16 protein-coding genes are annotated in these 19,892 nt (G+C 52.6%); 10 read left to right on the top strand and 6 right to left on the bottom strand.

Features of this window, described 5'->3' with window-relative positions; genetic code table 11:
* Nucleotides 1-4: 4 nt before the first annotated feature.
* The 4 genes from katG to metB all read right to left on the bottom strand — a co-directional run bounded on the left by katG (nt 5) and on the right by metB (nt 7,169).
* Complete coding sequence (katG, locus tag D6029_RS21670) at nt 5-2,194, bottom strand: catalase/peroxidase HPI (protein WP_120066743.1); 2,190 nt, start codon at nt 2,192-2,194, stop codon at nt 5-7.
* A 245-nt stretch (nt 2,195-2,439) separates the two neighbouring features.
* Nucleotides 2,440-3,330 carry a methylenetetrahydrofolate reductase gene (metF, locus tag D6029_RS21665; RefSeq protein WP_120066742.1) on the bottom strand — a complete coding sequence of 297 codons (891 nt, stop codon included), beginning with the start codon at nt 3,328-3,330 and terminating at the stop codon, nt 2,440-2,442.
* A gap of 243 nt (nt 3,331-3,573) precedes the next feature.
* Nucleotides 3,574-6,006 (bottom strand): bifunctional aspartate kinase/homoserine dehydrogenase II, encoded by a 2,433-nt coding sequence (locus D6029_RS21660; RefSeq protein WP_120066741.1) that lies wholly within the window; start codon nt 6,004-6,006, stop codon nt 3,574-3,576.
* 2 nt (nt 6,007-6,008) lie between these two features.
* Nucleotides 6,009-7,169: a cystathionine gamma-synthase gene (gene metB, locus D6029_RS21655; protein WP_120066740.1), complete on the bottom strand. Its 1,161-nt coding sequence runs from the start codon at nt 7,167-7,169 to the stop codon at nt 6,009-6,011.
* 263 nt (nt 7,170-7,432) lie between these two features.
* Here metB and metJ point away from each other — a divergent pair, with 263 nt between their 5' ends.
* Nucleotides 7,433-7,750, top strand: coding sequence for a met regulon transcriptional regulator MetJ (gene metJ / locus D6029_RS21650; RefSeq protein ID WP_034461414.1), 318 nt, complete (start codon nt 7,433-7,435; stop codon nt 7,748-7,750).
* A 191-nt stretch (nt 7,751-7,941) separates the two neighbouring features.
* Here metJ and rpmE read toward each other — a convergent pair whose 3' ends face one another.
* Nucleotides 7,942-8,157, bottom strand: a complete 216-nt coding sequence (gene rpmE / locus D6029_RS21640) for a 50S ribosomal protein L31 (protein WP_034500060.1) — start codon at nt 8,155-8,157, stop codon at nt 7,942-7,944.
* Nucleotides 8,158-8,365: 208 nt separating this feature from the next.
* Between rpmE and priA the strand changes: the two genes are divergently transcribed.
* The 7 genes from priA to rraA all read left to right on the top strand — a co-directional run bounded on the left by priA (nt 8,366) and on the right by rraA (nt 16,389).
* Nucleotides 8,366-10,561, top strand: coding sequence for a primosomal protein N' (gene priA, locus D6029_RS21635; protein ID WP_120066738.1), 2,196 nt, complete (start codon nt 8,366-8,368; stop codon nt 10,559-10,561).
* 164 nt (nt 10,562-10,725) lie between these two features.
* The gene (gene cytR, locus D6029_RS21630; protein ID WP_120066737.1) at nt 10,726-11,760 is read left to right on the top strand and encodes a DNA-binding transcriptional regulator CytR; all 1,035 of its coding nucleotides are present in this window, start codon (nt 10,726-10,728) and stop codon (nt 11,758-11,760) included.
* A gap of 89 nt (nt 11,761-11,849) precedes the next feature.
* Complete coding sequence (gene ftsN, locus D6029_RS21625) at nt 11,850-12,839, top strand: cell division protein FtsN (protein ID WP_120066736.1); 990 nt, start codon at nt 11,850-11,852, stop codon at nt 12,837-12,839.
* A gap of 90 nt (nt 12,840-12,929) precedes the next feature.
* On the top strand, nt 12,930-13,460 hold the full coding sequence (hslV, locus tag D6029_RS21620; protein WP_034461419.1) for an ATP-dependent protease subunit HslV: 531 nt from the start codon (nt 12,930-12,932) through the stop codon (nt 13,458-13,460).
* A 9-nt stretch (nt 13,461-13,469) separates the two neighbouring features.
* Complete coding sequence (gene hslU, locus D6029_RS21615; RefSeq protein ID WP_034461420.1) at nt 13,470-14,804, top strand: HslU--HslV peptidase ATPase subunit; 1,335 nt, start codon at nt 13,470-13,472, stop codon at nt 14,802-14,804.
* A 77-nt stretch (nt 14,805-14,881) separates the two neighbouring features.
* Complete coding sequence (gene menA, locus D6029_RS21610; RefSeq protein WP_120066735.1) at nt 14,882-15,811, top strand: 1,4-dihydroxy-2-naphthoate polyprenyltransferase; 930 nt, start codon at nt 14,882-14,884, stop codon at nt 15,809-15,811.
* Nucleotides 15,812-15,903: 92 nt separating this feature from the next.
* The gene (rraA, locus tag D6029_RS21605) at nt 15,904-16,389 is read left to right on the top strand and encodes a ribonuclease E activity regulator RraA (RefSeq protein ID WP_120066734.1); all 486 of its coding nucleotides are present in this window, start codon (nt 15,904-15,906) and stop codon (nt 16,387-16,389) included.
* A gap of 101 nt (nt 16,390-16,490) precedes the next feature.
* Here the strand turns inward: rraA and zapB are convergent, their stop codons facing one another.
* Entirely contained in the window at nt 16,491-16,730 is a 240-nt protein-coding gene (gene zapB, locus D6029_RS21600; RefSeq protein WP_120066733.1) for a septal ring assembly protein ZapB, read from the bottom strand.
* 444 nt (nt 16,731-17,174) lie between these two features.
* On the opposite strand from zapB, the gene D6029_RS21595 reads away from it, so the two are divergent.
* Complete coding sequence (locus D6029_RS21595) at nt 17,175-18,029, top strand: MIP/aquaporin family protein (protein ID WP_120066732.1); 855 nt, start codon at nt 17,175-17,177, stop codon at nt 18,027-18,029.
* Between the two features lie 21 nt (nt 18,030-18,050).
* Nucleotides 18,051-19,565, top strand: a complete 1,515-nt coding sequence (glpK, locus tag D6029_RS21590) for a glycerol kinase GlpK (RefSeq protein ID WP_120066731.1) — start codon at nt 18,051-18,053, stop codon at nt 19,563-19,565.
* Nucleotides 19,566-19,892 lie beyond the last annotated feature (327 nt).

Here is a 19,892-nt window from a genome sequence, read left to right as displayed (position 1 = left end):
TCTATTACTGACGGTTCAGGTCAAAGCGATCCAGATTCATCACTTTTACCCAGGCAGCGACAAAGTCTTTCACAAACTTCTCTTTGCCATCGCCACAGGCATACACTTCAGCCAGGGCGCGCAGTACCGAGTTGGAACCAAAGACCAGATCCGCGCGAGTCGCGATGTATTTCACTTCCCCGGACTGGCGGCAGCGGCCTTCAAACATCTCTAAAGAGGCATCGGTGGCTTTCCATTCGGTGCGCATATCCAGCAGATTCACGAAGAAATCGTTACTGAGTACGCCCAGACGATCGGTGAATACGCCTTGTGTGCCGCCATCGAAATTCGCACCCAGCACACGCAAACCACCCACCAACGCGGTGAGTTCTGGCGCGGTCAGTGTCAGTTGCTGCGCTTTATCAATCAGCAATGACTCGGTTGTTGAGGCATCCAGACGAGCACGATAGTTACGGAAACCGTCCGCTGCCGGTTCGAGCAGGTTGAACATCTCGATGTCGGTTTCATCCTGGCTGGCATCCACACGCCCTGGAATAAATGGTAAGCGTTGGCTCACTCCAGCCGCTTCTGCTGCCAACTCAACACCCACCACGCCTGCCAGCACAATGATATCGGCCAGAGAAGCTTTGTTGGACGCTTTTTGAATGGCTTCAAGCGTTGGAAGAACGCGAGCCGCAACCGCATTCACATCCCAGCTACGCTGAGGTGCCAGCGCCAGGCGCGCGCCGTTGGCTCCGCCACGTTTGTCACCACCACGGAAGGTCGACGCCGACGCCCATGCCACAGACACCAGTTCACCGACAGAAAGGCCAGAATGGGCGATTTCTGCTTTCAGGTGATCGATATCGGCTGGCGTTGGCTTATAAAGCGCTTTCGGTAACGGATCCTGCCAAATCAGATCTTCTTTTGGCACTTCCGGCCCGATGTAACGCGATTTCGGCCCCATATCACGGTGAGTCAGCTTGTACCATGCGCGAGCAAAGGCTTCGTTGAAGGCTTGTGGATCATTGAGGAAACGACGGGAAATTTTCTCGAATTCCGGGTCAAAACGCAGCGTCAGGTCGGTGACCAGCATCGTTGGCTTGCGTTTTTTCGACGGATCAAACGGATCAGGAATGATTTCCGGCGCATCTACCGCTTCAAACTGAATAGCGCCAGCCGGGCTGCGCGTCTGTACCCATTCGAATTTGAACAGGTTCTCGAAGAAATAGTTGCTCCATTGCGTTGGCGTTTGTGACCAGACCACTTCCAGGCCGGAAGTAATCGCATCAGCGCCGACACCAGTACCGTGGCCGCTCGCCCAACCTAAGCCCTGGGCTTCAATTGGCGCAGCTTCCGGGTCAACACCGACATGAGTCGCTTCTGCTGCACCGTGGGTTTTACCCAAAGTATGGCCGCCCGCGATCAGCGCAACCGTCTCTTCGTCGTTCATCCCCATGTTGCCAAAGGTGGCGCGAATGGCAGCGGCGGCAGACAACGGCTCACCGCTGGCATTCGGGCCTTCTGGATTCACGTAGATCAGCCCCATTTCGGTCGCTGATAATGGACGTTTGGCGAGTGCTTCCGGGTCACGGTGTTCCAGCCAGGCTTTTTCATTGCCCCAGTTCACATCGAGATCGGGTTCCCAAACATCTTCACGCCCGGCACCAAAACCAAAAGTACGGAAGCCGGAGTTTTCCAGCGCCACGTTACCCGCCAGTATATAAAGATCGGCCCAGGAGATTTTCTGACCGTATTTTTGTTTGATAGGCCACAACAGGCGGCGAGCTTTATCGAGGCTCACGTTATCCGGCCAGGAGTTCAGAGGTGCAAAACGCTGTTGGCCGCGCCCCGCGCCACCGCGCCCGTCGACTGCACGATAAGTCCCCGCGCCGTGCCAGGCCATACGAATAAACAGGCCAGCGTAGCTTCCCCAGTCTGCAGGCCACCACGGCTGAGAATCGGTGAGTAAGGCTTTGAGGTCGCCTTTCAGGGCGGAATAATCAAGTTTGCTGAATTCTTTGCGGTAGTCGAAATCTTCGCCAAGAGGGTTGGAACGGTTGGAGTGCTGATTAAGAAGGTCTACGCGGAGTTGTTTTGGCCACCAGTCACGAGTGCTTGTTCCGGCTCCCGCGCTTTCATCGTTTCCGCTGTGATGAAACGGGCACTTCCCTGCTGCTGACAACGTATTGTGATCGTTTTCGTTTGTGCTCATCTTCCTGCTCCCTTTGCTGTTTTAATACCAGGATATACAGCTCTGCAGATAAGTTATAGATGAAAAAAACTACAGATTTGATAGTTATTTCCTTCCGGTCTTTAAGCAAGGTAACAAAGGTTTTGTGTAGAAACGTTGATAGCGGCGTAAATTTTACTAAATAACCATTTAAAATAAGGGGATAATTGCAAGGAGAAGTGACTGAACTGCGGGGAAATTATGGCCCTTGCGGGCCATTTTCTGAATCATACCGCCGGGCGAACACCCAACGTGTGGCAAATCGCGTAGCTCATTTCAGCACGGTTTAAGGTGTAGAAATGGAAGTCTTTCACGCCTTCGCGGCTGAGGATTTTCACCATGTCCATCGCGATATTGGCACCGACCATTTTGCGAGTTTCAGCGTCGTTATCCAGCCCTTCAAACATTTGCGCCATCCAGTGCGGAACGCGCACGTTGGTCATGGTGGCGAATTTATGCGCCTGCTTGTAGTTACTGACGGGCAAAATTCCCGGCACGATTTCAACGTCAATGCCCGCTGCGGCACAACGGTCGCGGAAGCGCAGATAGCTTTCCACATCGAAGAAAAACTGCGTGATGGCGCGGTTTGCACCGGCATCAATTTTACGTTTCAGGTTGATCAAATCTGCCTGCGCGCTCTTCGCTTCCGGGTGAACTTCCGGGTACGCGGCGACGGAGATATCAAAATCGCCCACGTCTTTAAGCAATGTCACCAGATCGGATGCGTACATATCTGGCTTGCCACCGCCCGGTGGTAAATCACCGCGCAGGGCGACGATATGGCGAATACCGTTATTCCAGTAATCCTGCGCGATTGTGCGCAGTTCTTCACGTGTTGCATCGACACACGTCAGGTGTGGTGCAGCTTCCAGGCCGGTGCGGTCTTTAATGCCTTTGATGATGCTGTGGGTACGGTCGCGTTCGCCGGAGTTCGCGCCGTAAGTCACGGAGACGAATTTCGGTTTCAGGCTGCTAAGACGGTCGATTGAGCTCCACAGGGTTTGTTCCATTTCACTGGTGCGCGGCGGGAAAAACTCAAAGGAAACGTTAATTTGCCCGGCAACTTCGGCCAGACTCTGATTTAGTGCTTCCCGCTGGTTGGCGTGAAAAAAGCTCATACCCTTACCTCATCAATCGCATTTTATTATGTGGTGTTGTGTTTTACTACATCCAGACGTTTAGACGTCCAGATAGCAAGATGAAGGAAAATCATGACGTCGTCAACTGAAAATTCAACACAAGAAATGAGGAATTCTCACTCAAGTTGAATTTTATTCATGATGGGAGGATATGAAGAAGAACCCTCACCCCGGCCCTCTCCCTCAGGGAGAGGGAGAATGCAGAGATGGGGTTTAGAGAAATTACAGCAACTGCGCTAAACGGTTGAGATCCGACTGAATTGCACCGGCTGTGACATCGCGCCCGGCGCCCGGCCCACGAATCACCAGCGGGTTATCGCGATACCAACGGCTTTCGATAGCAAACACGTTATCGCATGGCAGCAACGATGCCAGAGGATGCTCAAGACGCACCGCTTCCACGCCAACACGCGCTTTACCGTTTGCATCGAAACGTGCCACGTAACGCAGAACCAGACCCATTTCCTGAGCGGCTTCAAAACGCTGAAGCATTTGCTCATTCAACTCATCGCCATTTTCAAAGAAATGGTCAATTGAACCGGTTTCACTGCCATTGGTGACCAGCGACTCGACACGCACCTGATCCGGTTCGATGTCATAACCCGCCTCGCGAGCCAGAATCACCAACTTGCGCATCACATCTTTCCCGGAGAGATCGACGCGTGGATCGGGTTCAGTCAGCCCTTGCTGCCAGGCCTGATCAACTAAATCGGTAAACGGCACGGTGCCGTCGAATTGCAGGAACAACCAGGAAAGTGTGCCAGAGAAAATACCGCTGATAGCCAGAATGGAATCGCCGCTTTCACGCAAGTCTCGCACGGTGTGGTTGACCGGCAAACCGGCACCCACAGTGGCGTTGTAAAGCCAGTGACGGCCCGTCTTGGTAAAAGCATTACGGATTTCACGGTACTTCTGGCTATTGCTGGCACCCGCCACTTTGTTCGCGCTGATGACGTGGAAACCATGGCTGGCAAAATCAAGATACTGATCGGCCAGTTGCTCGCTCGCGGTCACATCCAGAACCACTAAATCATCATAAGGATGCGCACGCATCCACTGGAATAGCGATTCTTCATCTTGCTGGACGGCTTCATCATTGAAGAAAGCGAGGGCGCGGCTGGCGTCCAGGCCTTCGTAATTCAGCAAGCTGCGGCTGCTATCCACCACACCCGCCAGAACGAATTCAAAGCCGGTGCGAGCTGAAAGGGTTTCTTGTTCACGGGCAAACAACTCCAGCCAACGCGAGCCAATATTACCTTTACCGAACAGAACCAGGCCGATGCGTTTTTCAGCACGGAACAGGGATTTATGCAGGCCTTTGATGAGGTTTTCGGTTGGGCCAACGCGCAACACCGCCACCAGGCTAATGCCGTCTTCTGACTGCCAGATAAATTCGACTGGCTGATCTTTCAGCTGCTGCCAGAAACGGTGGCTGTGCAGTGGGTTACGGCAAACGCCCGCACCGACCATCGCCACCAGCGCCAAACCTTCGCGCAGACGCAATTCGCCCGGCAGGCCAGAGCGCTCAAGCGTTTGCAGCACGCTGCCCGCCACTTCGGAGGTGTAACAAAGCTGGAGCAGGTTGCGGTCAGGATGAACACCAATCGACAACGGGCGAATCTGGGCGCGGTTTAAAAACGTATCCAGTTCTTTATGCGCCAGTTTGAAATCTTGCTGCGGGGAAACGTCGAGTTCAATCAGGCAAACATCGTCGTGGCTGGTCACGATACGAGCACCGGTGCCAGAAGCCAGCACGCGCTCAATGCGTGTTGAGCCTTGTTCTGGTGAGTAGCTACAGCGTAATTGCAGGTCAATGTCGCTACCGGAAACTGGCTGCAAAGTACGGGCATGGAGCACAGGTGCCGCAAGACGCGCCAGTTCGCTGGCTTCATCAAGACGCAGCAAAGGCAGCAAACACGCATCTTTCACTTTACGCGGGTCAGCGCTGTAAACCCCGGCAACGTCGCTCCAGATGGTGACGCGGGAAACGCCCGCCAGTGCGCCAATCTGTGTTGCAGAATAGTCAGAACCGTTACGGCCAAGCAGCACGGTTTCACCCGCATCGTTACGGCAGATAAAGCCAGTAACGACGAGGCGTTTGTGCGGATGCTGCGCCATCAATTCTTGCAGCAGCGGCCAGGATAAACCTTCATTAACTTGCGGTTGCGCTGCGCGTTCAGCACGCATAAATTCACGCGCATCAAGCCAGGCTGCGGGATGTCCTAAATCATTCAACACCGCAGACATCAGGCGAGCAGACCAAATTTCACCATGACCGACGACTTCGGCATACACCGCGTCACTCATTTTGCCGTCAAGCAAACCGGCCAGACGCTCAAGGTCATGAATAAACTGGCCGATTAAGTTATCAGCAACATCAGGAGCCACCAGGCCGCTAATCAGCTCGCTCTGGTAACGACGTAATGCCTGTTGAACCTGATGAGCAGAAAGACGATCGCTTTGGCTCAATTTCAACCAGTTAATCAACTGGTTAGTTGTGCTACCGGCGGCGGAAACCACCATCATGTCGCCAGGCTTAGAATACTCGGCCATGATCCCTGCAACGCGCAGGTAACACTTCACATCTGCCAGACTACTGCCACCAAATTTGTGCAGTTGACGACCCGACGCCCCTGTTGGTGCTGAAACACTCATGCTTACCCCTCGGCTGCAACCCGGAAGGCATTTTCCAGGTCAGCAATTAAATCTTCGCTATCTTCAATGCCAGTCGAAATACGCAACAAGGTTTCTGAAATCCCCGCCGCCGCACGCGCTTCTGGTGCCATGCCCGCATGGGTCATCGTCGCCGCGTGTGAAATCAAACTTTCTACTCCACCCAGCGATTCCGCCAGTGTGAAGAGAGTCAGGCTACTCAGGAAACGACGCAATTTTTGCTCGTCACCATTAAATTCAAAACTCAGCATCGCGCCAAAACCTTTTTGCTGACGAGCCGCAATTTCATGGCCCTGGTTTTCAGGCAGCGAAGGATGATACAGCTTTTTCACCAGCGGTTGCGTTTGCAGGAAATCAACAATCGCCTGGGCGTTGCGTTGTGCGACTTCCATACGCGGTGAAAGTGTCCGCAGGCCGCGCAGCAACAAGTAGCTATCGAAAGCACCGCCGGTGACGCCAATATTATTTGCCCACCAGGCAAGCTCCGTGACGGTTTCCGCCTCTTTCGCAATCACCACACCGGCAACCACATCGGAGTGACCGTTCAGGTATTTAGTACAAGAGTGCAGAACGAGATCTGCACCCAGGGCCAGCGGGTTTTGCAACGCCGGGCTGAGGAAGGTGTTATCCACTACGCTGATTGCCCCAGCTTCACGCGCTGCGGCGCAGATTTTCGCAATATCTACCACGCGTAACAAGGGATTACTTGGGCTTTCGACCAGCACCAGTTTCGGTTTTTCGGCCAACGCCGCCGCCAGGGCTGCTTCATTACCTTGATCAACAAATAAAACGCGATACGCGCCGCGTTTTGCCAGGCTATCAAACAGACGGTAACTGCCGCCGTAACAGTCGTGCGGAGCCACCAGCAGGTCGCCTGGTTTCAGGTAAACAGTCGTGACCAGATGGATGGCTGACATGCCGGTATTCGTCAGCACCGCGCCCGCTCCGCCTTCCAGTTCCGCCAGTGCGCGCTGTACGACATCACGCGTAGGATTGCCACGGCGCGAATAGTCATGCGCACGCGGTTCGTTAAATCCGGTGAAATTATAAGTGCTGGAGAGATGGATAGGTGGGACAACGCAGCCGTATTGCTCGTCATCGTTCAAACCGCTACGTACTGCGATAGTTGCCTGTTTGCGCGTCATGGCTCTCGAATCCTTGCTGGTCGAATAAAGGTCAGGCACCAGAGTAAACATTGCCGAGTTAGCCGTCAATACATCTGGACATCTAAACTTCTTTGCGTATAGATTGAGCAAACACGCAATAGCCGTTAAAATTATACGCTTTAGGGTGATAGCGTCGCAGACCGCGAATCAATAAACGCTGTACACTACGCAACAGATAATCGCCGAAATCGTGATTTGTCCGATGAAAGCACATATACATTGATAAGAGGATTAAGTAACTCATGGCTGAATGGAGCGGCGAATATATCAGCCCTTACGCTGAGCACGGGAAGAAGAGTGAGCAAGTAAAGAAAATTACGGTGTCCATTCCTCTGAAGGTGTTAAAAATCCTCACCGATGAGCGTACCCGTCGCCAGGTGAATAACCTGCGTCACGCAACCAACAGTGAGCTGCTGTGTGAGGCATTCCTGCATGCGTTTACTGGTCAACCGTTGCCAAACGATGCAGACCTGCGCAAAGAACGTAGTGATGAAATTCCTGAAGCGGCGAAAGTGATTATGCGCGAGCTGGGGATTGATCCAGAGACCTGGGAATATTAACTCTAACCGTCATCCTTCAAGCTGCTGGGGTGTTGGCTGCACTCACTCACCCCAGTCACTTACTTTAGTAAGCTCCTGGGAATTCGTTCCCTTGCCGCCTACCAGCAACTCGAATGCTATCGGTTATAGAAGTAATAGATACAAAAAAGGCGCCGTTAGGCGCCTTTTTCTTACTACCGTAGAGCAAAGAATTACTTCTTCGCGCCTGGAACGCTGAAACGCTTGTTGAAGCGGTCAACGCGGCCACCGGTAGCAACATCACGCTGCTTGCCAGTGTAGAACGGGTGGCATTCGCCACAAACGTCCAGGTTCAGATCATGACCCACGGTAGAGCGAATCTTGATAGAATTACCGCAAGAGCAGTTTGCAGTAATTTCTGCGTAGTTCGGGTGAATATTCTTTTTCATGGAAAACCTCTGTATAAGGCCGCGTCGCTCTTCCAGCCCTAACGCCAGACACCACGCGAAGTTGATAAATTAGGTTTTTTGATACCAAAAACTGCGCATCAAAGGCGGCGAATCATACAGAACCCCGCCAGAGTATGCAAACTGATCCGCATTTTCTGGAACACACAGTGTACACTATCTCGTCATTTTTATCAGCCTGGATGTATTAATGCCTGTCGCCCATGTCGCTTTACCCGTTCCTCTCGCCCGTACTTTTGACTACCTCGTTCCCGCTGGAATGCAGGTGGCATCAGGCTGTCGCGTCATGGTGCCGTTCGGTAAACGCCAGGCAGTTGGCATTGTTGTCGCGGTTAGCGAACAAAGTGAATTACCTCTCAATGAGCTAAAACCGGTGGCGGAAGTTCTGGATGGCGCGTCGTTGTTTCCAGATTCGCTATGGCGCGTTCTGCTGTGGGCTGCCGAGTATTATCATCATCCCATCGGCGATGTGCTTTTCCATGCGCTCCCTGGTTTGCTGCGCGAAGGAAAACCCGCGCACCACGCGCCGTTGTGGTACTGGTTTGCCACCGAAGAAGGTAAAGCGGTTGACCTTAACAGCCTGAAACGCGCCCCTAAACAACAACAAGCACTGGCAGCGGTTCGGCAAAATATTATCTGGCGTCATCAGGTTAGCGGGCTGGAAATCAGCGAGGCGGGTTTACAGGCCCTGCGCGCAAAAGGTTTATGTGACTTAAAAAGTGCCGCGCCTTCGACGACAGACTGGCGCGATTGCTATTCCGTAGAAGGTGAGCGTTTACGCCTGAACACCGAACAGGCCACCGCCATTGGGGCGATTCACAGCTCTGCCGACCATTTTGCCGTCTGGCTGCTGGCAGGGATTACCGGCTCGGGCAAAACAGAAGTTTATCTCAGCGTGCTGGAAAACGTGCTGGCACAGGGTAAACAAGCGCTGGTGCTGGTGCCCGAAATTGGATTAACGCCGCAAACCATCGCCCGTTTCCGTGAACGCTTTAACGCGCCGGTCGAAGTTCTTCACTCCGGGCTTAACGACAGCGAACGCCTGGCCGTATGGCTGAAAGCTCGCAGCGGCGAAGCGGCGATTGTGATTGGCACGCGTTCGTCGCTATTCACGCCATTTTGCCGACTCGGCGTGATCGTTATAGATGAAGAACACGATAGTTCTTATAAGCAGCAAGAAGGCTGGCGTTATCACGCGCGTGATTTGGCGGTGTATCGCGCTCACGCGGAAGATATTCCGATTATTTTAGGTTCTGCGACACCGGCTCTGGAAACACTGCATAACGTTCAGGTTGGGAAATATCGCGAGCTACGTCTGACAAAACGCGCCGGGAATGCGCGCCCAGCCACGCAGCAAGTGGTGGATTTAAAAGGGCAGCCGCTGAAATCTGGCCTCGCACCGGCACTTATCAAAAAAATTGGTCAGCATTTAAAAGCCGATAACCAGGTCATTCTGTTCCTTAACCGCCGTGGGTTTGCTCCCGCGCTGCTGTGCCATGAATGCGGCTGGATAGCAGAATGCCCGCGTTGCGATCACTACTACACCTATCATCAGGGCCAGCGCCATTTGCGCTGCCACCATTGCGACAGCCAAAGAGCGATTCCGCAACAATGCCCGCATTGTGGTTCAACTAATCTGGTTCCCGTCGGTATGGGGACGGAACAGCTCGAGCACAGCCTGACGCCTGAGTTCCCGGGCGTGCCGATTTCGCGTATCGACCGCGACACCACCAGCCGCAAAGGTGCGCTCGAACAGCAACTTGCGGAAGTGCATCGCGGCGGCGCGCGTATTCTGATCGGCACGCAAATGTTGGCGAAAGGCCATCACTTCCCGGATGTGACGCTCGTCGCGTTGCTGGATGTTGATGGCGCGCTTTTCTCTGCCGATTTCCGTGCAGCGGAACGTTTTGCCCAGCTTTACGTGCAGGTTTCTGGCCGTGCCGGACGCGCCGGAAAGCAAGGCGAAGTGATGCTCCAGACGCACCACCCGGAGCACCCGTTACTGCAAACCCTGCTCACCAAAGGCTATGACGATTTCGCAAGCCAGGCGCTAACGGAACGCAAAACGGTATTCTTACCACCGTTTACCAGCCACATCATGTTCCGCGCCGAAGACCAGAATAACCATCAGGCACCGCTGTTTTTACAGCAACTTAGAAACCTGCTGGAGTCCAGCCCGTTAAGGGATGATCAATTGTGGATTATGGGGCCGGTGCCTTGCTTGCAGCCAAAACGAGGCGGACGTTTCCGCTGGCAAATTTTGCTTCAGCACCCTTCCCGCGCACGCTTGCAGCGCCTCGTTAGCCATTCACTGAAACTGGTCAATACGTTGCCGGAATCACGAAAAGTAAAGTGGATGCTGGATGTTGACCCGATCGACGGCTAGCACAACCCCCCGTGGATATGCGAAGCAGATCGAAAAATTCAACAACCATCACACTTTTAATGAAATAACTGTAACTAACAGGCATCAATTCTGCTAAGAATGTGAACATGGTCAGACACCAGGGACGTTGTCAGCACCTGTAAAGTGCACGCGAGGAGAAGAAGTTGAAGCCGAAGAATCAAGTTGCCAATGCAACTATGAAAGATGTTGCTGTTCAGGCGAAAGTCTCAACGGCAACAGTGTCCAGGGCGTTAATGAACCCGGACAAAGTATCGCAAAGCACTCGTAATCGTGTAGAACAAGCGGCCATCGCCGTAGGTTATTTACCCCATTCTCTGGGGCGAAATTTAAAGCGTAATGAGTCACGCACCATTCTGGTTATTGTTCCGGATATCTGCGATCCCTTCTTTAGCGAAATCATTCGCGGTATCGAAGTGACGGCTGCCGAACAAGGCTATCTGGTGTTGATTGGCGATTGCGCTCATCAAAATCAGCAGGAAAAAACCTTCATCAATCTGATTATCACCAAGCAGATTGACGGTATGTTGCTGCTCGGCTCCCGCCTTCCCTTTGATGCCAGCATAGAAGAACAGCGCAATTTGCCACCGATGGTAATGGCAAACGAGTTTGCGCCAGAACTGGAACTACCAACCGTTCACATTGATAACCTGACGGCGGCATTTAATGCAGTTCATTACCTGCAAAACTTAGGTCATCAAAAAATTGCCTGTATCGCCGGGCCTGAAGAAATGCCGCTTTGCCACTATCGCCTGCAAGGTTACGTGCAGGCTTTGCGCCGCACGGGAACGGTTGTCGATCCGCATTATATTGCGCGTGGTAACTTTACCTACGAAGCCGGTGCTGCGGCTTTGGCGCAATTGCTCGCACTGCCAAATCCTCCGACCGCTGTTTTTTGCCACAGCGATGTGATGGCACTGGGTGCGCTGTCTCAGGCCAAACGCAGTGGGTTACGGGTGCCGGAAGATTTATCCATCATGGGATTTGACGATATTGCTCTGTCGCAATTCTGCGATCCGCCACTCACCACCGTAGCGCAGCCCCGTTTCGATATCGGGCGAGAAGCCATGCTGCTGCTTTTGGATCAACTCAACGGCCAGGTCGTGAATAGTGGTTCACGTTTGTTGGACTGCGAACTCATTGAACGAGGCTCCACCAGCGCACCTGTCAATAGAAAATGAACCGCTTTCGGACACTCGATTCTGGTCAAAGGGATGCCCATTAAGTAACATGGCGGGCTGATAAACGAAAAAAATATAGCGAATCAATAGTGGCACAACGAGATTATGTACGCCGCGGGCAATCGTCAGGTACGCGGCGTAAGAAAAGTAACACCCGCAGTAAGCAACGCAGCCTGCCATCCGTCTCGCCGACAATGGTCGCTATTGCGGCCGCCGTTCTGGTGACCTTTATTGGTGCTTTGTACTTCATTACTCATCATAAAAAAGATGAAAGCGAAACCTTACCTGGCCATAAAGTCGCCGGGAATGGTCTGCCGCCTAAACCAGAAGAACGCTGGCGTTATATTAAAGAACTGGAAAACCGCCAGACGGGTGTGCGCGCCCCGACCGAGCCTTCTGCCGGTGGCGAAGTCCAAAATAAAGATCAGCTCACTTCTGAACAACGCCAGTTATTAGAACAAATGCAGGCGGATATGCGCCAGCAGCCAACTCAACTCAATGAAGTGCCGTGGAATGAGCAGACGCCAGAACAGCGTCAGCGCACGTTACAGCAACAGAAAGTGATTCAGCAGCAACAAGTGCAACAGCAGCAGTATACCGCTCAACAAGTTGCGCCACAGCCGCGTGCCGTTCAGCAACAGTCGCAGCCAGTCACGCAACAGCCACGTACTGTGCAGCAGCAACCGCGTACAACAACATCAAACGCACAGCCTTATCAGGATTTGCTGCAAACGCCGCCGCATAATACTCAGCAGCGTACAACAGCCCCTGCGACACAGCCGAAACCGGCTCCAATTACCCGTGAAGAAGTGGCGAAACAAGCTCCAGCAACGCAGGAAAAGCCAAAGGATGAGAAACGCTGGATGGTTCAGTGCGGCTCTTTCAAAGGCAGTGAACAGGCGGAAACCGTCCGTGCGCAACTGGCGTTTGAAGGCTTTGATTCACGCATTACCACCAATAATGGCTGGAACCGCGTCGTGATTGGCCCAATCAAAGGCAAAGATAATGCCGATGGAACTATCAACCGTCTGAAGATGGCAGGTCACTCTAACTGTATTCGTCTTGGCGCTGGGGGTTGAAACCCCCAAAATCCCCCCCATCTATAATTGCATTCAGCCCCGATAAAGCATCGGGGTACTTATTTAGCTGATGCAATAAGGGGTCTGCTCGTGACAACAATAGTAAGTGTGCGCCGCAATGGCCATGTCGTAATCGGTGGTGATGGTCAGGCCACGCTCGGCAATACCGTAATGAAAGGCAACGTCAAAAAAGTGCGTCGTTTGTATAACGACAAAGTGATCGCTGGTTTTGCTGGCGGCACCGCAGATGCCTTCACCCTCTTCGAACTGTTTGAACGCAAGCTTGAAATGCACCAGGGCCACCTGGTGAAAGCCGCGGTTGAACTGGCAAAAGACTGGCGTACCGACCGTATGCTGCGCAAACTCGAAGCGCTGCTGGCCGTTGCCGATGAAAATGCTTCTCTGATCATTACCGGTAACGGTGATGTTATCCAACCAGAAGATGACCTGATTGCGATTGGTTCCGGTGGCCCTTATGCCCAGGCCGCTGCCCGTGCTCTACTTGAAAACACCGAGCTGGGTGCACGTGACATCGTAGAGAAATCGCTGGGGATTGCCGGTGATATCTGTATCTACACCAACCATTTCCACACTATTGAAGAATTAGCGTCTAAGGCGTAAGGAATCCCCATGTCTGAAATGACCCCACGCGAAATTGTCAGCGAACTGAACAAACACATCATTGGCCAGGACAATGCCAAGCGTTCCGTGGCGATTGCGCTGCGTAACCGCTGGCGCCGTATGCAGCTTGATGAAGAGCTGCGTCATGAAGTTACGCCAAAAAACATTCTGATGATCGGCCCAACCGGGGTCGGTAAAACCGAAATCGCTCGTCGTCTGGCGAAACTGGCTAACGCGCCGTTCATCAAAGTTGAAGCGACCAAATTCACCGAAGTGGGTTATGTTGGTAAAGAAGTGGACTCTATCATCCGCGATCTGACTGATTCCGCGATGAAAATGGTGCGCCTGCAATCCATCGAGAAAAACCGCTACCGCGCCGAAGAAATGGCCGAAGAACGCATTCTTGATGTCTTGATCCCACCCGCTAAGAACAATTGGGGCCAAAACGAAACGGCACCAGAGCCATCTGCGGCTCGCCAGTCTTTCCGTAAGAAATTGCGTGAAGGCCAGTTAGACGATAAAGAAATTGAAATCGATCTGGCTGCGGCACCGATGGGCGTTGAAATCATGGCTCCTCCGGGTATGGAAGAAATGACCAGCCAGTTGCAGTCTATGTTCCAGAACCTCGGCGGCCAGAAGCAAAAACCACGCAAGCTGAAAATCAAAGACGCGATGAAACTTCTGATTGAAGAAGAAGCCGCGAAACTGGTGAACCCGGAAGAGCTGAAACAAGACGCGATTGATGCGGTCGAGCAGCACGGCATCGTGTTTATCGATGAGATCGACAAAATCTGTAAGCGCGGCGGCAACAGCTCCGGCCCGGATGTGTCTCGTGAAGGCGTTCAGCGTGATTTGCTGCCGCTGGTTGAAGGCTGCACCGTTTCGACTAAACACGGTATGGTCAAAACTGACCACATTCTGTTTATCGCATCCGGCGCATTCCAGGTGGCAAGTCCGTCTGATTTGATTCCTGAATTGCAGGGTCGTCTGCCAATTCGTGTGGAACTTCAGGCGCTGACCGTTGAAGATTTCGAGCGCATTCTGACTGAGCCAAACGCCTCTATCACCGTGCAGTACAAAGCGCTGTTGGGCACCGAAGGCGTGAATATCGACTTCACAGAAGACGGTATTCGTCGTATTGCTCAGGCCGCATGGCAAGTGAACGAGTCCACCGAAAACATCGGTGCGCGTCGTCTACATACAGTTCTGGAACGCCTGGTCGAAGACATCTCTTACGATGCCAGCGAAATGAACGGCCAGTCCATCCTGATTGATGGCGAATATGTCAGTAAGCATCTGGATGAGTTAGTAGCAGATGAAGACTTGAGCCGTTTTATCCTATAATCCCGCTCAACGTATTTTCTTCATTTGAAATGGAGGGCTTATGCCCTCCATTTTTTTTATATCTGACAGAGAGAATTATGAGCGAATCGCACTCTGTAAGCACCACTCAAGCCTGGCTTGAAAGCTTGCGCCCACGCACGTTACCCCTGGCATTTGCCTCTATCGTCTGTGGTTCGGCGTTGGCTTTCTGGCAAGGCGTGTTCAATCCGGCCATCGCATTGTTGGCGCTGCTGACTGCGGGGTTGCTGCAAATCCTGTCGAACCTGGCGAATGACTACGGCGATGCGGTAAAAGGCAGTGACAAAGAAGACCGTATCGGGCCATTACGCGGGATGCAAAAAGGGGTAATCACCCAGGCGCAAATGAAAAAGGCGCTGATGATCACCGTGGCATTAATCTGTGTTTCCGGCCTGGCGCTGGTTGCGGTTGCCTGCCGCACGCTGGCAGATTTCCTCGGCTTCCTGGCTCTTGGTTTATTAGCCATCATCGCAGCCATTACTTACACCGTCGGTACGCGTCCCTATGGTTACATGGGTTTGGGTGATATTTCGGTATTAGTCTTTTTCGGCTGGCTGAGCGTAGCAGGCACCTGGTATTTGCAGGCGCACTCCCTCGCTCCATTAGTCATTTTACCGGCGACCGCTTGCGGATTGCTGGCAACAGCCGTGCTTAACATCAATAACCTGCGCGATATCGATAGCGACCGGGAAAACGGTAAAAACACGCTGGCGGTGCGTTTAGGGCCAACACTGGCGCGTCGTTATCACGCCTGCCTGCTGATAGGCGCTCTGGCGTGTCTGGCGGTGTTTAACCTCGTCTGGCTGCAAAGCCTTTGGGGCTGGCTGTTCGTGCTGGCGGCTCCCTTATTGATTAAGCAGACGCGTTTTGTGTTGCGTGAGATGGAACCGGTCGCCATGCGCCCGATGCTCGAACGCACGGTAAAAGCGGCGTTGCTGACTAACCTATTGTTTGCGATAGGAGTTGTGCTTAGTACGGTGTCGCTTTAGCTGATTAATATCAATTAACAATTGATGATTTTGCCAACAGTTAGCTTTAAGCGATATACTGAGAATTCGTGCAGCAACAGAATCTTAATCCTATGAAATATGATACTTCCGAGCTTTGCGACATCTATCAGGAAGATGTCAACGTCGTTGAACCGCTGTTTTCCAATTTCGGTGGGCGGTCGTCCTTTGGCGGGCAAATCATCACGGTGAAATGTTTCGAGGACAACGGATTGTTGTATGATCTGCTCGAAAAAAATGGCCGTGGCCGAGTGCTGGTGATTGATGGCGGTGGTTCAGTTCGCCGTGCGTTGATTGACGCAGAACTTGCCCAACTGGCGACTCAAAACGAGTGGGAAGGCATTGTGGTATACGGTGCCGTGCGTCAGGTTGATGACCTGGAAGAACTGGATATTGGTATTCAGGCGATTGCCGCTATTCCTGTTGGTTCCGCAGGTGTTGGCGTTGGCGAAAGTGACGTGCGCGTTAACTTTGGCGGCGTGACATTCTTCTCCGGCGACCATCTGTATGCGGACAATACCGGCATTATCCTTTCCGAAGATCCCCTCGATATCGAATAACAAAACGGGCGCCCTGAGGCGCCCGTTCTTTTTCTTTCGATCAATACCCTAAATAATTCAGGTTGCAGCCAACGCCCCTGCAGCTTGAAGTATGACGGGTATTACACTTCTTCCATCTTGCCTAACAAGGCATGCAGACGGTCTTGCCAAACGTGCTGTTGCTCTTTCAGAGAATTGTTTTCACGGACTAATTCTTCATGATTGCTCTGAGAGTGCTGAACTTGTTGAGACAGGTTGTTGTTTGTCTCTTTCAGTTCTTCGATTTCCATTTGCAGCAGGGTAATGGTATCAATCGCCTGCTGTACTTTTGCTTCCAGTTTCTCAAACACTTCAAATGACATTTCGTACCTCTCCTGAATTGCAAGGCGTTGATGGATGTCTAAATCCCCGTCCCGGATATTCCCCGAAGACACCTTATGAATATATGCGCACCACGCAGCGTGTCTCGATTGTAAGTAGCGTGAGTACCCGTGTCCAGCGAGTTCAAGCGCTCTTTGCGTAACATAACGTTTTTCGGCTTATGCCGAATGACGGAGCCACTCAAAATCACTATTTGTTAATAAGCTGAAGATTAACATGCGCGTTTGCGTTGTCTTATTTGGGTGATAATGCGCACAGAACAACGCGAAATCGCACATTTTTATGACGTGCCACACAAATTTAGGGTTCGATATTTCTCGTTTATGTTCGTTAACGATAAATTAACACCATGCCTACATGGCACCTGCGCGGCAGGGAATGCCCGAACAAACAATAATCATTAATTTTGCCTTCAGGACCCTACTATGAGTCAGACAGCTCCATCAACCTTGAAAGGTCAGTGCATCGCCGAGTTCATGGGTACCGCATTGTTGATTTTCTTTGGTGTCGGATGTGTTGCCGCCTTAAAAGTGGCAGGCGCAAGCTTCGGGCAATGGGAAATTAGTATCATCTGGGGACTGGGGGTGGCGATGGCTATCTACCTGACCGCAGGCGTTTCCGGTGCGCACCTAAACCCGGCAGTTACCATCGCACTTTGCCTGTTCGCCTGCTTCGATAAACGCAAAGTAGTGCCATTTATTGTGTCGCAAGTTGCAGGTGCGTTCTGCGCCGCAGCTTTGGTGTATGGCCTGTATTACAATTTATTCCTCGATTACGAGCAGACGCATCATATGGTGCGCGGTAGCGTAGAGAGCCTGGATTTGGCAGGTATTTTCTCAACCTACCCTAATCCACACATCAATTTGATTCAGGCGTTTGCCGTAGAGATGGTGATTACCGCCATTTTGATGGGCGTTATCCTGGCACTGACTGATGATGGCAACGGGATTCCACGTGGCCCGTTAGCGCCTTTGCTGATTGGCTTGCTGATTGCGGTTATCGGCGCATCAATGGGCCCGTTGACCGGATTTGCGATGAACCCAGCGCGTGACTTTGGTCCGAAATTGTTTGCCTGGTTAGCAGGCTGGGGCGACGTTGCCTTTACCGGTGGCCGCGATATTCCTTACTTCCTGGTGCCTGTATTTGGCCCGATAGTCGGTGCAGCCCTTGGCGCGTTTGGCTACCGTAAGTTGATTGGCCACCATTTACCTTGTGATGTTTGTGTTGTTGAAGAGGATAAAAAATCCGAGGCTTCCACACAGCAAAATGCTTCTTTGTAAGACTGACTTCAGGACAAGATTATGACTCACGAAAAAAAATATATCGTCGCACTTGACCAGGGTACAACCAGCTCCCGCGCCGTCATCCTGGATCACGATGCCAACGTAGTCAGCGTTTCACAGCGCGAATTTCAGCAAATCTACCCAAAAGCAGGATGGGTAGAGCACGACCCAATGGAGATTTGGGCAACACAAAGCTCAACGCTTGTCGAAGTGCTGGCGAAAGCCGACATCAACTCAGACCAAATTGCCGCGATTGGTATCACTAACCAGCGTGAAACCGCGATTGTCTGGGAAAAAGAGACCGGCAAACCGATTTACAACGCTATCGTCTGGCAGTGTCGTCGTACCGCAGAAATCTGCGAGCAACTCAAACGCGACGGCCTGGAAGAGTACATCAAATCTGCGACCGGCCTGGTCGTTGACCCGTATTTCTCCGGCACCAAAGTGAAGTGGATTCTGGACCATGTTGAAGGTTCACGTGAGCGCGCGCGCCGTGGCGAACTGCTGTTTGGTACGGTCGATACATGGCTCATCTGGAAAATGACTCAAGGACGTGTGCACGTTACCGATTACACCAACGCCTCGCGCACCATGCTGTTTAACATTCACGATCTGACCTGGGATGCTCGCATGCTCGAAGCGCTGGATATTCCGCGTGAGATGCTGCCGGAAGTGCGCAAATCCTCAGAAGTCTACGGCCAGACCAACATCGGTGGTAAAGGCGGTACGCGTATTCCAATCGCCGGGATTGCCGGGGACCAGCAAGCGGCGCTGTTTGGCCAGTTGTGCGTGAAAGAAGGGATGGCGAAAAACACCTACGGCACCGGTTGCTTTATGTTGATGAACACCGGTACACAAGCAGTGAAATCCACTCACGGCTTGCTGACGACGATTGCCTGTGGCCCAAGCGGTGAAGTGAATTATGCACTGGAAGGTGCGGTATTCATGGGCGGCGCGTCAATTCAGTGGCTGCGCGATGAGATGAAACTCATCAGCGATGCAACCGACTCCGAGTATTTCGCGACCAAAGTAAAAGACACCAACGGCGTGTATGTCGTTCCAGCCTTTACCGGCCTGGGTGCGCCTTACTGGGACCCGTATGCTCGCGGTGCCATCTTCGGTCTGACTCGCGGCGTGAACGCCAACCATATTATCCGTGCAACGCTTGAATCCATCGCCTACCAGACACGCGACGTGCTGGAAGCGATGCAGGCCGATGCGGACATTCGTTTGCACGCTTTGCGCGTAGACGGCGGTGCAGTGGCGAACAACTTCCTGATGCAGTTCCAGGCAGACATTTTGGGTACGCGTGTAGAGCGCCCTGAAGTGCGCGAAGTCACCGCCCTGGGCGCGGCTTATCTGGCGGGCCTGGCGGTTGGTTTCTGGGACAATCTGGATGAAGTGAGCGAGAAAGCGGTTATCGAAAAAGAGTTCCGTCCGGGTATCGAAACCACCGAACGCAATTACCGTTATGCGGGCTGGAAAAAAGCCGTGAAACGCGCGCTGGCGTGGGAAGATCACGACGAAAGTTAATTGCCCTCACCTTAACCCTCTCTCCTGAGGCTGTCTCTTATACACAAATCACCCTGGCAATTTTGTCAGGGTGAGATCTTTAAGCCTCGCTGATTTTCCGTTCACCCGTGCGTTCAGTTATCTCTTTATTTCCCGAAAACGGTGAACGTATCAAGGAGAGAACGCCCTCTCCTTGATAATCCAGGCGCCCGGCTATTAAATTGCCGCTGCGCGGTAAACCCCAGCTTATCCCCAACATCAGGGTCGTTCGCGACTCGTTCCCGACGATCGCTCTCTTTCGCTGCTCCCGGCAGCTCAACCCTGCCTTATGGGGAACGCTGGGGCAAT

The sequence above is a fragment of the Buttiauxella izardii genome, assembly GCF_003601925.1.
GTDB lineage: Bacteria > Pseudomonadota > Gammaproteobacteria > Enterobacterales > Enterobacteriaceae > Buttiauxella > Buttiauxella izardii.
This window is presented reverse-complemented; position numbering and strand designations above follow the sequence as displayed.

What these genes read in the sequence shown, in the direction of transcription:
- katG (WP_120066743.1), bottom strand. Translation starts at nt 2,194, where the DNA reads ATGAGCACAAACGAAAACGATCACAATACGTTGTCAGCAGCAGGGAAG.
- metF (WP_120066742.1), bottom strand. Translation starts at nt 3,330, where the DNA reads ATGAGCTTTTTTCACGCCAACCAGCGGGAAGCACTAAATCAGAGTCTG.
- D6029_RS21660 (WP_120066741.1), bottom strand. Translation starts at nt 6,006, where the DNA reads ATGAGTGTTTCAGCACCAACAGGGGCGTCGGGTCGTCAACTGCACAAA.
- metB (WP_120066740.1), bottom strand. Translation starts at nt 7,169, where the DNA reads ATGACGCGCAAACAGGCAACTATCGCAGTACGTAGCGGTTTGAACGAT.
- metJ (WP_034461414.1), top strand. Translation starts at nt 7,433, where the DNA reads ATGGCTGAATGGAGCGGCGAATATATCAGCCCTTACGCTGAGCACGGG.
- rpmE (WP_034500060.1), bottom strand. Translation starts at nt 8,157, where the DNA reads ATGAAAAAGAATATTCACCCGAACTACGCAGAAATTACTGCAAACTGC.
- priA (WP_120066738.1), top strand. Translation starts at nt 8,366, where the DNA reads ATGCCTGTCGCCCATGTCGCTTTACCCGTTCCTCTCGCCCGTACTTTT.
- hslU (WP_034461420.1), top strand. Translation starts at nt 13,470, where the DNA reads ATGTCTGAAATGACCCCACGCGAAATTGTCAGCGAACTGAACAAACAC.
- menA (WP_120066735.1), top strand. Translation starts at nt 14,882, where the DNA reads ATGAGCGAATCGCACTCTGTAAGCACCACTCAAGCCTGGCTTGAAAGC.
- rraA (WP_120066734.1), top strand. Translation starts at nt 15,904, where the DNA reads ATGAAATATGATACTTCCGAGCTTTGCGACATCTATCAGGAAGATGTC.
- zapB (WP_120066733.1), bottom strand. Translation starts at nt 16,730, where the DNA reads ATGTCATTTGAAGTGTTTGAGAAACTGGAAGCAAAAGTACAGCAGGCG.
- D6029_RS21595 (WP_120066732.1), top strand. Translation starts at nt 17,175, where the DNA reads ATGAGTCAGACAGCTCCATCAACCTTGAAAGGTCAGTGCATCGCCGAG.
- glpK (WP_120066731.1), top strand. Translation starts at nt 18,051, where the DNA reads ATGACTCACGAAAAAAAATATATCGTCGCACTTGACCAGGGTACAACC.